Origin of the sequence: Streptomyces eurocidicus (genome assembly GCF_002891295.1) — a bacterium.
In the GTDB taxonomy this organism is placed as follows: Bacteria; Actinomycetota; Actinomycetes; order Streptomycetales; family Streptomycetaceae; genus Streptomyces; species Streptomyces eurocidicus.
The window spans coordinates 373,717-387,243 of sequence record NZ_LGUI01000008.1; the positions used below are offsets into that span (position 1 = coordinate 373,717).

General features: G+C 71.4%; 11 protein-coding genes. 7 read left to right on the top strand and 4 right to left on the bottom strand.

Translation table 11 applies throughout. The features are described from left to right. The first annotated feature begins 17 nt into the window (after positions 1-17). The 3 genes from AF335_RS23740 to AF335_RS23750 all read left to right on the top strand — a co-directional run bounded on the left by AF335_RS23740 (position 18) and on the right by AF335_RS23750 (position 2,743). A complete protein-coding gene (locus AF335_RS23740; RefSeq protein WP_102920444.1) occupies positions 18-1,559 on the top strand; it encodes a flavin-containing monooxygenase in 1,542 nt (513 codons plus the stop codon). Then, positions 1,556-2,452: an SDR family oxidoreductase gene (locus AF335_RS23745; protein WP_102920445.1), complete on the top strand. Its 897-nt coding sequence runs from the start codon at positions 1,556-1,558 to the stop codon at positions 2,450-2,452. The genes AF335_RS23740 and AF335_RS23745 overlap by 4 nt, the downstream gene beginning before the upstream one ends. 102 nt (positions 2,453-2,554) lie before the next feature. After that, complete coding sequence (locus AF335_RS23750; RefSeq protein WP_102920446.1) at positions 2,555-2,743, top strand: hypothetical protein; 189 nt, start codon at positions 2,555-2,557, stop codon at positions 2,741-2,743. Positions 2,744-2,849: 106 nt separating this feature from the next. Here the strand turns inward: AF335_RS23750 and AF335_RS23755 are convergent, their stop codons facing one another. After that, the gene (locus AF335_RS23755; protein WP_102920519.1) at positions 2,850-6,239 is read right to left on the bottom strand and encodes a S41 family peptidase; all 3,390 of its coding nucleotides are present in this window, start codon (positions 6,237-6,239) and stop codon (positions 2,850-2,852) included. A gap of 185 nt (positions 6,240-6,424) precedes the next feature. Between AF335_RS23755 and AF335_RS23760 the strand changes: the two genes are divergently transcribed. The 3 genes from AF335_RS23760 (at position 6,425) to AF335_RS23770 (ending at position 10,724) form a co-directional block, all read left to right on the top strand. Continuing rightward, the gene (locus AF335_RS23760) at positions 6,425-6,997 is read left to right on the top strand and encodes a TetR/AcrR family transcriptional regulator (RefSeq protein ID WP_102920447.1); all 573 of its coding nucleotides are present in this window, start codon (positions 6,425-6,427) and stop codon (positions 6,995-6,997) included. Positions 6,998-7,116: 119 nt separating this feature from the next. Further along, the gene (locus tag AF335_RS23765) at positions 7,117-9,333 is read left to right on the top strand and encodes an MMPL family transporter (protein WP_102920448.1); all 2,217 of its coding nucleotides are present in this window, start codon (positions 7,117-7,119) and stop codon (positions 9,331-9,333) included. 194 nt (positions 9,334-9,527) lie between these two features. Further along, the gene (locus AF335_RS23770; protein ID WP_102920449.1) at positions 9,528-10,724 is read left to right on the top strand and encodes a MarP family serine protease; all 1,197 of its coding nucleotides are present in this window, start codon (positions 9,528-9,530) and stop codon (positions 10,722-10,724) included. 22 nt (positions 10,725-10,746) lie between these two features. Here the strand turns inward: AF335_RS23770 and AF335_RS23775 are convergent, their stop codons facing one another. Next, on the bottom strand, positions 10,747-10,959 hold the full coding sequence (locus AF335_RS23775) for a hypothetical protein (RefSeq protein WP_146045609.1): 213 nt from the start codon (positions 10,957-10,959) through the stop codon (positions 10,747-10,749). Between the two features lie 202 nt (positions 10,960-11,161). Here AF335_RS23775 and AF335_RS23780 point away from each other — a divergent pair, with 202 nt between their 5' ends. Then, on the top strand, positions 11,162-11,923 hold the full coding sequence (locus AF335_RS23780) for a helix-turn-helix domain-containing protein (protein ID WP_228773644.1): 762 nt from the start codon (positions 11,162-11,164) through the stop codon (positions 11,921-11,923). A gap of 293 nt (positions 11,924-12,216) precedes the next feature. On the opposite strand, the gene AF335_RS23785 is transcribed toward AF335_RS23780, so the two are convergent. Next, positions 12,217-12,402 (bottom strand): hypothetical protein, encoded by a 186-nt coding sequence (locus AF335_RS23785; RefSeq protein ID WP_102920452.1) that lies wholly within the window; start codon positions 12,400-12,402, stop codon positions 12,217-12,219. A 279-nt stretch (positions 12,403-12,681) separates the two neighbouring features. Continuing rightward, complete coding sequence (locus AF335_RS23790; protein WP_102920453.1) at positions 12,682-13,524, bottom strand: helix-turn-helix domain-containing protein; 843 nt, start codon at positions 13,522-13,524, stop codon at positions 12,682-12,684. Positions 13,525-13,527 lie beyond the last annotated feature (3 nt).

Sequence of the window (13,527 nt, forward strand, 5' to 3'; positions counted from 1 at the left end):
GACCGGAAGGCGGCGGCATGGCCGAGCACGAGCACGAGCACACACGGGTGGCGGTGATCGGGTCCGGATTCGGCGGCCTCGGGGCGGCCGTGCGATTGCGCCGCGAGGGCATCACGGACTTCGTCGTCCTGGAGCGGGCCGACTCGATCGGCGGCACCTGGCGGGACAACTCCTATCCCGGCTGCGCCTGTGACGTCCCCTCCCACCTCTACTCCTTCTCCTTCGCCCCCAATCCCCGCTGGCCCCGCAACTTCTCCGGCCAGCCGCACATCCGCGCCTATCTGGAGCACGTCGCCGACACCTTCGGCCTCCGCCCCCACCTGCGCCTCGGCTGTGAGGTGCGCGGCCTGCGCTGGGACGCCGACCGGCTGCTCTGGGAGATCGACACCGCCACCGGCCCGCGCACCGCCGACGTCGTCGTCTCCGCGTGCGGCCCCCTCTCCGACCCCAGCGTCCCCGACGTCCCCGGCCTGGACTCCTTCCCCGGCAAGGTCTTCCACTCCGCCCGTTGGGATCACTCCTACGAGCTGCGCGGCAAGCGCCTCGCCGTCGTCGGCACCGGCGCCTCCGCCATCCAGATCGTCCCGGCCGTCCAGCCCGACGTCGGCCGGCTGACCCTCTTCCAGCGCACCGCGCCCTGGGTGCTGCCCCGCGCCGACCGCCGCATCACCGCCGCCGAGCGCTGGCTGCACACCCGGCTGCCCGCGACCCGTGTCATGCGCCGCGGGTTCCTCTGGGGCGTACGCGAAGCGCAGGTCAGCGTCTTCACCAAGCGCCCGGAACGTTTCGGCCTGGTGGAGAACGTCGCCAGGACGCATCTGCGCAAGGCCGTCAAGGATCCCGCGCTACGGGCCGCGCTCACCCCCGACTACCGCATCGGCTGCAAGCGGATCCTGCTCTCCAACGACTACTACCCCGCCCTCACCCGGCCCAATGTGGACGTGGTGGCCGCGGGCCTCGCCGAGGTCCGCGGGGCGACGCTGATCGCCTCCGACGGCACGGAGACGGAGGCCGACGCGATCGTCTTCGGCACCGGGTTCCGGGTGACCGACGTGCCGATGGCCGGGTCCGTGACCGGTGTCGACGGCGTCACCCTCGCCGAGGCGTGGCGGGGCGGCATGGCCACCCTGCGCGGCGCCACCGTCCACGGCTTCCCCAACTTCCTGATGATCCTCGGCCCCAACACCGGCCTCGGCAACAGCTCGATGATCCTGATGATCGAGTCCCAGCTGAACTATCTCGCCGACTACATGCGCCAGTTGGACACCCTCGGCGGCCGTGCGGCGCTCGACGCCCGCCGCTCCGCCATGGGCGTCTGGAACCGCGGCCTCCAGTCGCGGATGCGGCGTACGGTCTGGAGCACCGGGGGCTGCCGCAGCTGGTATCTGGACGACGAGGGCCGCAACACCACCCTCTGGCCGGACACCACCGCCGCGTTCCGCCGCGCCACCCGGCGCGTCGACCTCACCGAGTACCAGCTGCTACGGGCACCCAGGGCCGGTACGGCCGCACCCGCACCGGCAACCACACCCGGCACCGTCACGGAGGCAGCGCGATGAGCGGACGTACCCCCCTGGAAGGCCAGGTCGCCGTGGTCACCGGGGCCGCGCGCGGGGTCGGGGAGCAGCTCGCCCGCAAGCTCTCCGCCCGGGGCGCCAAGGTCGCGCTGGTCGGCCTGGAGCCCGACGAGCTGCGCCGTGTCGCCCGCTCGCTCCACGAGGACGCGGCCCACTGGCACGCCGACGTCACCGACCACGAGGCGATGGCCGAGGTCGCCGCCGAGGTCAAGGCCCGGTTCGGCAAGGTGGACGTCGTCGTCGCCAACGCGGGCATCGCGGGCGGCGGCCCCTTCACCGGCTCCGATCCACAGACGTGGCGGCGCGTCGTCGAGGTCAACCTCATCGGCAGCGCCGTCACCGGCCGCGCCTTCCTGCCCGTGCTGGCCGAGAGCCGCGGCTATCTCCTCCAGATCGCCTCCCTCGCCGCCCTCGCCCCGGCGCCCATGATGAGCGCGTACTGCGCCTCGAAGTCCGGCGTCGAGGCGTACGCGCACTGTCTGCGCGCCGAGGTCGGCCACCAGGGCGTACGGGTCGGCGTCGGCTATCTCACCTGGACCGACACCGACATGGTGCGCGGGGCCGACGAGAACGACGTGATGCGCGAGATGCGGCAGCGCCTGCCGTGGCCCCTGAGCCGCACCTATCCGCTGGGTCCGGCCGTCGACCGTCTGGTCGCCGGCATCGAGCGGCGCTCCGCCCACGTCTACGCGCAGAGCTGGCTGCGCGGCCTCCAGCCCGTACGCGGCCTGCTGCCCGGCCCCCTCGCGCTGGGCGCCCGGCGCGAGATGCGCCGGTTCGGGCCGAGGCTGGAAGGGATGCGGGGCGGGCTGGTGGGCGCGGGCGGCGCGGCGGACGAGAAGGCCCGTGCGGAGCGGCCCGGGGGCCGGGCGTAGCGTTCCGTAATCGTCCGATATGCGCGCCGTGGGGGTGCGTGCCACGCTGATCCGGGGCGGTCGTCCGCCCCCATCCCCCCACCCCGCTAGGAGTGAACCAGCATGGGTATCAAGGACGAGATGCAGGCCAAGGCCCAGCAGGCCAAGCAGAAGCTGCAGGGCAAGCAGGACGAGGCCAAGCAGCGCGGCCAGAGCGAGCAGGAGCGGCTCCGCCAGCGCGCGGAACAGGCCCGTCAGAAGGGCCAGCAGTCCTTCGACGACATCCAGGACGATCTGGACGACCGCACCTGACGTCCTGCGCGCAGTCGTAAGAAGAAGCAGTCGTAAGAAGTAAGGGGCACTCCCCATTGGGGAGTGCCCCTTACTTCTTGCCCCTTACTTCTTACGTCTTCTCCGCTCACCTCGGCGGCAGCTCCGGCCGCCTCAGGTCCGGCGCCCCCGAGTAGTCCGGCGGGTTCGCCGCCCCGTGCCGCTCCAGCAGGTCGAGCGCCACCCGCACCGCGTCGTCGAGCTGCTTGTGCCGGCCCTCCGCCCAGTCCAGCGGGGTGCGGTCGATCTCGATGTCGGGCTCGACGCCGTGGTTCTCCACGCCCCAGCCGTACGCGTCGAACCACGCGGCGTTCATGGGCACGGTGATCGCGGTGCCGTCGCCCAGCCGGTGCCGCCCGGTCATCCCGACCACGCCGCCCCAGGTGCGCAGGCCCACCACCGGCCCGATGCCCTGGAGCCGGAAGGCCGCGGTGATCATGTCGCCGTCGGAGGAGGTCATCTCGTCCGCGATCGCGACGACCGGCCCGCGCGGCGCGTTGCTCGCGTAGGAGACCGGCTGGGCGTCCCGCGTCAGGTCCCAGCCGACGATCGTGCGGGTCAGCTTCTCCACCACCAGCTCGCTGATGTTGCCGCCCGCGTTGCCCCGTACGTCCACGATCAGCGCCGGCCGCGACATCTCCATCCGCAGGTCGCGGTTGAACTGCGCCCAGCCGGAGCCGCCCATGTCGGGGATGTGCAGATAGCCGCACTTGCCGCCGCTGAGCTCCCGGACGACCGCGCGGCGCTTGGCCACCCAGTCCTGGTAGCGCAGCGGCCGCTCGTCGACCAGCGGCACGACGGCCACCCGGCGGGCCGGACCCTCGCCCTCCGGCGGCCGGAAGGTCAGCTCCACGGTCGTGCCGCCCGCCGCCGACAGCAGCGGGTACGGGCCCGCCACCGGGTCGACCGGCCGGCCGTCGACGTGGGTGAGCGCGGCGCCCTCCCGGATGCCCGAACCGGCCAGCGGGGAGCGCGCCTTGGAGTCGGAGGAGTCGCCGGGCAGGATGCGGCGCACGGTCCAGGAGCCGTCCTTGCCCCGGACCAGGTTGGCGCCCAGCAGCCCGATGGCCCGCTGGTAGTGCGGCGGGCCCTCGTTGCGGCGGGCCGGGACGACGTAGGCGTGCGAGGTGCCCAGCTCGCCGAGGACCTCGCGCAGCAGGTCCGCGAAGTCGTCGGGGGTGGCGACCCGTTCGACCAGCGGCCGGTACTGCGCCAGCACCGCGTCCCAGTCGACGCCGCACATCCCCGGCTCCCAGAAGTACGCGCGGACGATCCGGCCGGCCTCCTCGTACGCCTGCCGCCACTCGGCCGCCGGGTCCACCTCGTGCAGGATGCGCCGCATGTCGATGAAGACGGTGGAGTCCAGGTCGCCGACGTCCGTGGCGGGCACGGCGCGCAGCTCGCCCTCGTCGTTGACGACCAGCCGGGAGCCGTCGCCGCTGACCGCGAACCAGTCGAGCGAGCTGGTGAGTTCGGTGCGCTTGGCCTTCGCCAGGTCGAAGTGTTCGAGCGTGGGGCGGCCCGAGGTGTCGGCGGGGTTGGCGAACGTCTCGCCGAGGGCGCCGGAGATCGGCCAGCGCAGCCAGACCAGGCCGCCGCCGCTGACCGGGTAGAGCGCCGAGTACTTCGAGGCGGCCACCGGGAACGGCGTCACCCGGCTCTCCAGCCCCTCCACCTCCACCAGCGTCGCCCCGTCCGCACCGCCGTTCTCGTCCGAGTCCAGCCCGCCGGCCGCCGGTCTGCCCTCCGCCGACAGCGCGAACGGCGAGGGCGTCGCGGACGACAGCGGTACGAGGTAGGGACGGCAGCCCAGCGGGAACGAGAGGTCGCCGGTGTGGACGTCGTAGACGGGGTCGAAGCCGCGCCAGGAGAGGAAGGCGAGATAGCGGCCGTCGCGGGTGAAGACGGGCTGCTCGTCCTCGAAGCGGCCGTTGGTGACGTCGACGATCAGCCGGTCCGAGAGCCGGGCGATCTTGATCTGGCGCAGGGAGCGGCCGATGCCGGGGTGCGACCAGGTCAGCCACGCGGAGTCGGGGGAGAAGGCGAGGTCGCGTACGGGGCCGTTGGTGGAGCGGATGAGCTCGCTGACGACGGCTGCCTCGCCGGACCCACCGGCCTTGCCCGCTTCACCCGCCTCTGCCGCCTGCTCTGTCTTCGCCGCCTCACCTGTCTCCGCCGCTTCCTCTGTTTTCACCGCCTCACCTGTCTCCGCCGCCTCACCCGTAGTCGTGTCCACGAGCAGCAGCCGCCCGTCGTGCGCGGCGACCGCCAGCCGCTCGCCGTCCGGTGACGCGAGCAGCTCCTGCACCCGGCCGATCCGGCCCGCCGCGAGGCGCCGGGGTTCGCTGGGCCCGGCGGCGCGCGGGAGCTGCGCGATCTCGATCGCGTCCTCGCCCGCCGCGTCCGTCACATAGGCCACCTGCCCGGTGGAACCGAGCATCTCCGGCAGCCGGACCCGGACGCCCGGGGTGTCGGCGATCGTCCGGGCCGGGCCGTCGCGGTGGGTGAGCCAGTAGAGGCTGCCGCGCACCTGGACGGCGCTGGCCCGGCCGGTCCCGTCCACCGCCAGCGCGTCGACGTGGGAGGCGGCCTGCACCTGGTACGTACGCCGGCCGGCGCGCGGTCCGCCGAGGCGTACGTCCAGCCGGCGCGGGGTGCCCCGGGGGCCGAAGTCGTCGGCCAGCCACAGCTCGCCCGCGCACTGGTAGACGACGCGGGTGCCGTCGGTCGAGGCGTGCCGGGCGTAGAAGGCGTCATGGTCGGTGTGGCGGCGGAGGTCGGAGCTGTCGGGGAGGCAGGAGTAGAGGTTGCCGACGCCCTCGTGGTCGGAGAGGAAGGCGATCCGGTCGCCGACGAACATCGGTGACTCCAGATGGCCGCCCAGCTCCGGGAGCAGCCGGGTGCCGTGCAGCCACAGCCGGCCGGTGGCCCCGCCGCGGTAGCGCTTCCAGGCGGCGGGCTCGTGCGGTGGCTTGCCCGCCAGCAGCAGTGTCTTGTGGTCCGCGCCGCGCGTCGCGATGTCCGAGACCGGGCCCCAGGGGAGCCGGCCGCCGGGGCTGCCGTCGGTGGGCAGCCGGTAGGCCCAGGAGAAGTAGGAGAAGGGCTGGCCGTGGGAGGAGACGGCGAGGATGTCGCAGGCGCCGTGCTCGTCGGGCGGCGCCCAGCCGCAGACGCGGGTGTCGCTGCTGCCCCAGTAGGTGAGGCGGCGGGCGGGGCCGCCGGCCACGGAGGCGAGGTGGATCTCGGGGTCGAGGCTGCGCCAGGTGGTGAAGGCGATGTGCCGGCCGTCGGGCGAGAAGCGGGGGTGCCCCACCCGGGTCCGGTCGACGGTCAGCCGCCAGGCCCGCCCGGCGGTGCCCTCGCCCAGGGGGGCCAGGGGTGCCACCCAGAGATCGTCCTCGGCGGTGAAGCAGAGGAGATCGCCGTGCAGATGGGGAAATCGGAGATACGCGCCAGGGTCCTCTCTCACCCCACCCATGGTTTCGGCCCGGGCGGGGCGCGGCAACTCGGTCACCGTGACGGAGAACACCAGCGAAACGACGTCGTTTCGCTGCGCCGCGTCGTAGGCTCGATGTGTACGAAACCGTTTCGTTCAGTTAGTTCCAGTTCACCGGTCAGCCGGAAGGGAGGCGTGGCATGTCGACGGAATCACCCACTCCGGCGGTGCGACGCACCCGGCTGACCCCCGAGCGCGAGGCCGAGCTCTACGAAGCCGTGCTCGACATCCTGCGTGAGGTCGGCTACGACGCCCTCACCATGGACGCCGTCGCGGCCCGTACGCACTCCAGCAAAGCCACCCTCTACCGCCAGTGGAAGGGCAAGCCGGAGCTGGTGGTGAGCGCCCTGCGCCACAAGAAGCCGATCAAGCTGGCGGACATCGACACCGGTTCGGTGCGCGGTGACCTCCAGGCCATGGTGTGCGAGGCCGACGATGCGCAGATGGAACAGGACGCCGCCCTTATGCGGGGTCTGGGGCACGCGATCCACACGAACCCCGATCTCCACCGCGCGCTGCGCGAGCTGCTGATCGAGCCGGAGATGGCCGGCATGGAAGCCATGCTGCGGCGCGCGGTCGACCGGGGCGAGATCGCCGCGGGCACCCTCGCGCTGGATTTCGTCCCGCACATGATGCTCGGTGCCTTCCTCACCCGGCCGCTGGTCGAGGACCGGAACGCCGACCCCGTGTACCTGAGCCGCTACATCGATGCCGTGGTCCTCCCCGCCCTCGGCCTGTAGCTCGGGCTTCTTCTCTCCCCACCACCCCCACACCTCCCACCTGACGCGCCGCTCTCGTCGTCGGGCTGGCTCCCCATGCCCTGTTCGTCCACCTGATCCGACGGGAGCACGACCTTCTCGTGGCCACGTTCCTCTACAAAATAGGCAGACTCGCCTACCGGCGCCGCTGGTACTTCGCCCTCACCTGGCTGTTGCTGCTGGTGCTGGCCGGGGCCGGCGCCGCCACGGCGTCCAAGTCCACCAACAACGACTTCTCCATACCCGGCACCGAGGCGCAGCAGGCGTTCGACCTGCTGGAGAAGCGCTTCCCGGGCAACAACGAGCAGAACGCGAGCGCCCGCGTCGTCTTCAAGGCGCCGGAGGGCCAGAAGCTCACCGACGCCAAGAACAAGGCGGCCGTCGAGAAGGTCATCGGCGACCTCAAGCGCAGCCCGCAGGTGGCCGTGGCCGTCGACCCGTTCGCCGGCCGGTCCGTCAACCCGTCCGGGACCACCGGCTACGCCTCCGTCGCGTACAAGGTCAAGGCCATGGACCTGGAGGAGTCCTCGCGCGACGAGCTCAAGGACGCCGCGCAGGACGGCCGGGACGCGGGCCTGACCGTGGAGGTCGGCGGCAGCGTGCTGCAGTCGATGCCCGAAGGCGGCTCGGAGGCCATCGGCATCGCGGTGTCGGCGGTCGTCCTGCTGATCACCTTCGGCTCGCTCGTCGCGGCCGGTCTGCCGCTGCTGACCGCCATCATCGGCGTGGGCATCGGCGTCTCCTCGATCGCCGCGCTGGCGCCGGTCCTGGACCTCTCCAGCAACACCTCCACGCTGGCCCTGATGATCGGTCTCGCGGTCGGCATCGACTACGCGCTGTTCATCGTCTCCCGCTACCGCGCGGAGCTCGCCGAGGGCCGTGAGCGGGAGGAGGCCGCCGGCCGGGCCGTCGGCACCGCCGGTTCCGCCGTCGTCTTCGCCGGCCTCACGGTCGTCATCGCGCTGGCCGGCCTCGCGGTCGTCAACATCCCGATGCTGACGAAGATGGGCATGGCGGCCGCCGGTACGGTCGCCATCGCCGTCCTCATCGCGCTCACCTTCATCCCGGCCCTGCTGGGCTTCGCGGGCAAGCAGGTGCTGGCCCGCAAGGTCCGCAAGGCGAAGCCGGGCGCGGCCGGCGAGGACAAGGCGAACATGGGCACCCGCTGGGCCCGTCTCGTGCTGCGCAAGCCGGTGCTGGTCCTGCTGATCGGTGTGCTCGGCCTGGGCGCGATGGCCGTGCCCGCCGCCTCCCTGGAGCTGGGCCTGCCGGACGACGGCGCCGCCTCCAAGAGCACCACCCAGCGCAAGGCGTACGACCTGCTGTCCGAGGGCTTCGGCCCCGGCTTCAACGGTCCCCTGATGGTCGTCGGCGACGTGGCCGGCGCCAAGGACCCCAAGGGCGCGATGGACAAGGTCCAGAACACCCTGAAGGGCCTGGACAACGTCGCGACGGTCACGCCGGCGCAGTTCAACAAGGCCGGGGACGCGGCCACCCTGCTGGTCGTGCCGAAGTCCAAGCCGACCAGCGTCGCGACCGAGGACCTGGTCCACGAGATCCGTGACAAGGGCGCCAAGGCGGGCTCCGACGAGGGTGCGAAGGTGCTCGTCACCGGTGCGACGGCGATGAACATCGACGTCTCGCAGAAGCTCAACGACGCGCTGCTGCCGTATCTGGCGCTCGTCGTCGGCCTGGCCTTCCTCCTGCTGATGGTCGTCTTCCGGTCCGTGCTCGTCCCGCTGAAGGCGGCGCTGGGCTTCCTGCTGTCCGTGGTCGCGGCCCTCGGTGCCGTCGTCGCGGTCTTCCAGTGGGGCTGGCTCGGCTCGCTCTTCGGGGTCGAGGAGACCGGCCCGATCATGAGCATGATGCCGATCTTCATGGTGGGTGTCGTCTTCGGTCTCGCGATGGACTACGAGGTCTTCCTCGTGACCCGGATGCGGGAGGCGTACGTCCACGGCGAGCGCCCCGGCCAGGCCGTCGTGACCGGCTTCAAGCACGGCGCGCGGGTCGTCACGGCCGCCGCCATCATCATGATCAGCGTCTTCGCCGGCTTCATCGGCTCCTCGGAGCAGATGATCAAGATGATCGGCTTCGGTCTGGCCATCGCCGTCTTCTTCGACGCGTTCATCGTCCGGATGGCGATCGTCCCGGCCGTCCTCGCCCTGCTCGGCAAGGCCGCCTGGTGGCTGCCCGGCTGGCTCGGCAAGGTGCTGCCCAACGTGGACGTCGAGGGCGAGAAGCTCCAGGCCCAGCTCACCGACCGGGCCCCGGAGCGGGCCGCGGACCGTGAGCCGGTGCGGGAGCCGAGCGGCGTCTGACGGCTTCCCCTTCAGCACGACGGCCCGGTGGGCCTCCTGTTCCCAGGAGGCCCACCGGGCCTCCGCTTTTCCCGGTCCACCTTTTTGTGGTCTACGCCATGTGAGGGAACCGTTGGTCCCTAAACGGGCGTTTTCTTAAGTCCACACACGTTGTGGGCGCGATCGGGGGCGCGTGTGACGGAAAGGGCTCCACGTTGAACCTGCTCGATGTGCTTCTCATGCTGATCGTCGTCGCCTACGCGGTCTCCGGCTTCCGGCGCGGCCTGATCGCCGGAGTGGTGCTGTTCGCCGGGTTCCTCGGCGGCGCGGTGCTGGGCGTGCTGGCGCTGCCGTACGCCCTGGAGCCCTTCACCGCCGGCACCTCGACGGCCGCGATCGTCGCCGTCCTCGTCGTCCTGCTGCCCGCCGCGGTCGGCCACGCCCTGGCCGGGCGGCTGGCCTGGCAGCTGCGCCGCAGGCTGACCTGGGCGCCCGTGCGCGGGGTGGACGGGATCGGCGGCGCGGCCGTCAACTCGCTGGCGGTGCTCCTCGTGGGCTGGGTCGCCGCGAGCGTCCTCGTCTCCGCGAACTCCACCCTCCTGACGAAGGAGATCAAGGACTCGACGCTGCTGGGCGCCGTCCAGAAGGCCATGCCCGAACAGGCGCCCACCTGGTTCAGCCGCACGACGGACGCGCTGTCCGGGGCCGGTTTCCCCCAGGTCTTCAACCCGTTCGAGAACGAACCGGCCACCGGCGTGGCCAAGCCCTCCGGCGAAGCGGTCACCGTCGCCGCGACGCGCGCCGCGCGCGAGAGCGTCGTCAAGGTCGAGGGCGTCGCCGACGTCGGCGACGGCCGCCGGGGCCAGGAGGGCAGCGGCTTTGTCTACGCGGCCCGCCATGTGATGACCAACGCCCATGTGGTCGCCGGGGTCGACCGGCCGACCGTGCGGATCGGCGGCGTCGGCAAGGCGTACCCGGCGAAGGTCGTGCTCTTCGACCCCAGGACGGACGTGGCCGTCCTCGACGTCCCCGGCCTGAACGCCCCCGTCCTCCCCTTCGACAAGACCGCCAAGCGCGGCGACGCGGCCGTCGTCGCGGGCTTCCCCGAGAACGGCGGCCTCGACCTGCGCGCCGCGACCGTAGCCAACGAGGTCCGCGCCAAGGGCCAGGACATCTACGGCGACGGCGTCACCACCCGCACCGTCTACTCCGTCCGCTCCACCATCCGCCCCGGCAACTCCGGCGGCCCCCTCCTCACCCCCACCGGCAAGGTCTACGGCGTCGTCTTCGCCCGCTCCACATCCGACCTGGAGACCGGCTACGTCCTGACCGCCGACCAGGTCACGAACGCGGCGGCCCGGGCGGCGACGGCCACGACGGCGGTGGACACGGGGAGCCGGGCGGCGTTGTGACGGTGCCGCCGGCACGGAGGGGTCACTCGTTCCGCGGGCCCGGATCCTCGCCGTAGACGGGCATGGCACCGCCCATGACGACCAGGCCGGTGGACCGCGCGGGGGGCGGCGGGGCCGCGAGCAGTACGCTCACTTCTCTGCCGCACCGTCCGCAGGGTGCCCTGCCGTCCAGCCACAGGACGATGCGCTCGCATCCCTTGCACTTCACGGGCTCGCCCCCGGACTCGGCGGACATGGTCATCCCCTCCCGTCGGTAGGGGCGGGTGCCCGCGTTCCCGATTCGGCCGGTCTCGTCATGGTGAGGTCCTCCCAAGGCGTCACGTGCGGTGTCGCCTCCACCATGGGGTCCCGTGCGGGACGTATCGACGGACTTTCAGGGACAGTTGGATCGCCTGGGCGGTAGCTTGGAAACGTCCTAAACGTCCGAGGGAGAGCCCTTGAACACTGCCCTGCGGTCGGCTATGGCCGATGCCGGACTCTCGTCACGGCAACTCGCCTTGCGGGTCGGGGTGTCGGGAAAGACCGTCGAGCGCTGGATCAGCGACCCGGAGCTGACCCCGCACCCGAGGAATCGCCATGACGTCTGCGCGGCGCTGGGAGTTGACGAAGACATGCTGTGGCCCAAGGCCGTCAAGGAACGGATCAAGGCGGGGACGGACAGGGAGATCGTCCGCAGCTATCCCTACCGGTCCGCGTGCCCGTCCACCGTCTGGGGAGATCTGGTCGACGCCGCCGAGGAGGAGCTGCTCTTCGCCGGGTTCACGAACTACTTCCTCTGGCTCGACCAACCCGACTTCGTCGGCACGCTGCGCCGCAAACTGAAGCAGGGCTGCCGGGTCCGCTTCCTCCTCGGCGACCCGGCCGGAGAAGTCACCCGGCAGCGCGAACAGATCGAGGATGTCGCCCTCCAGGTCTCCACCCGCATCAGGATCACCCTGGAACACCTGGAGAAACTCGGCCCGGCCGAAAACCTGGAGACCCGCTTCTCGGCGCCGCCGGACGCGACCAACCACGTATCGCTGTCCGTCTTCCGCTTCGACGACCAGGCGCTGGTCACCCCGCACCTGGCCCGCCTGGTCGGCCACGACTCACCCCTGCTGCACCTGCGCCGCCACGGCGAAGGCGGCATGTTCTCCCGGTTCGCCGAACACGGCGAGGAACTCTGGTCGCGGGGGGTGCCGGTGGTTCAGGGGCGGTAGTCACCGGACGGGGAGGCTGAAGGAAGAGCGGGCCTCGTAGGCAGTGGCCGAAGGCGATGTCTCCGCCCCATGCGAGGGTCGCCGCCGCGTGGGCGGTTCTTCCTGAGAGCCGGGTGGTGTCGCGGTCAGCGGCCGGGGCGGCGACGACCAGGGAGTTGGGCTCAGGGGCGGTGGGGTCGTCGTAGTACGTACTCGGTACGGGCCACGGGCGCCCCCCCGGCTCGGGCCGTCGCGTTGAGAGAGGAGGCCCCGCCCGTGCACCGAGGCGTGCGAGCGGGGCCGAGGAGGGCTCTTCAGACGAGGCTGATTCCGGCTTGGGCCTTGATGGTGTCCACGGCGTCATCGGTCAGCCATCGCAGGGGAACCACGGTCCACCTGTCACGTTTGCGCATGACCACGGCTCTGCCGTCCCTGGTGGTCTCGCACCGCATGAAGCCCTGCTCCCTCAGGTCCTGAATCAGATCCTCGCCACGCTTCATTTCCCGTCCCGGTCCTTGTCATCGGCCGCTGCGCTGTGAACGTCACCGTTCTGAGAGACCCGGGTGTCGGGATCCGTCGCCTGATCCTGGTTGGCCTGAGGGTCCCAGGGCTCCCCCGCGTTCTCGAATTCCTTCCTACCCATTTTCCCGTGCTCCTTCCGTCCGGCCCTGTGCCGGCACAGGGCCGTTGGGTGTGGCGGGCGCATTCGTTCCGCCGGACCGAGACGCTAGGGACCGGAGGGGGCCGGGCTCCAGGAACTTGCGGTTTCTTGCGCGGTTTCACCCGACGGCATCGATGGCCGCGGTGATCAAAGCCCGGGCGCGTGGCCCGTAAACGGCCATGCCGGACAGCTCGTTGAAGGCTTTGGCGTACTCGGCGATCTCGCGCGGCTGCACCACGTTGATTTTGGCCGTCAGGTTCTCGACGGCGACCCGCCGATTGTCGAACAGATAGAACGCCTCCAGCGGCCACACCGTCCTCCGGGCCGTCGAAGGGATGACTCCCAACGAGACGGACGCGAGCGGCATCAGCGAGAGAAGGTGCCTGAGCTGCCCGGCCATGGTCGCGGGTTCTCCGATACGGGTACGGAGCACCCATTCCTCGATCAGCACGGCGAAGCGGTGCCCGCCCTCGTGCAGGAGGCGGCTTCTGGCCATCCGGGCCGGTACGGCCTCGGCGACATCATCGGGCGTTTCCTGGAAGCGGGTGATCGACCGCATGAGGGCCGTGGCGTAATCGGAAGTCTGGAAGAAGCCCGGGATCACGTTGGAGACATAGATCCGGAACAGAGAGGTCTTCTCATAGCCGCCGATGAGCCGCTCCTGCGCCTGCCGCAGCCCGGTGCGGTGGCGTCTGCGCCACTCGACATACATGGAGTCGGCCGCTCGCGCGGTCGCGATCAGGTCGGCCGCCTGGTCGGCCGCCCCGCAGGCGGCACACCACGCGCGGATGTCGGCGTCGCTCGGCGTGGTCCTGCCGTTCTGGATACGGCTCGTCTTGGCGGCGTGCCAGCCGCACCGGGCAGACAACTCGGCCCCGGTGAGACCCGCGTCCCTGCGGATCTCCACCAGGCGGTCGGCGAGGGCTTTCCTCGCCGTGACGCTGGAAGAAAGGGTCGACATCTA

Coding starts and splice junctions, on each gene's coding strand:
- AF335_RS23740 (WP_102920444.1), top strand. CDS start 18: ATGGCCGAGCACGAGCACGAGCACACACGGGTGGCGGTGATCGGGTCC.
- AF335_RS23745 (WP_102920445.1), top strand. CDS start 1,556: ATGAGCGGACGTACCCCCCTGGAAGGCCAGGTCGCCGTGGTCACCGGG.
- AF335_RS23750 (WP_102920446.1), top strand. CDS start 2,555: ATGGGTATCAAGGACGAGATGCAGGCCAAGGCCCAGCAGGCCAAGCAG.
- AF335_RS23755 (WP_102920519.1), bottom strand. CDS start 6,239: ATGGGTGGGGTGAGAGAGGACCCTGGCGCGTATCTCCGATTTCCCCAT.
- AF335_RS23775 (WP_146045609.1), bottom strand. CDS start 10,959: ATGTCCGCCGAGTCCGGGGGCGAGCCCGTGAAGTGCAAGGGATGCGAG.
- AF335_RS23785 (WP_102920452.1), bottom strand. CDS start 12,402: ATGAAGCGTGGCGAGGATCTGATTCAGGACCTGAGGGAGCAGGGCTTC.
- AF335_RS23790 (WP_102920453.1), bottom strand. CDS start 13,524: ATGTCGACCCTTTCTTCCAGCGTCACGGCGAGGAAAGCCCTCGCCGAC.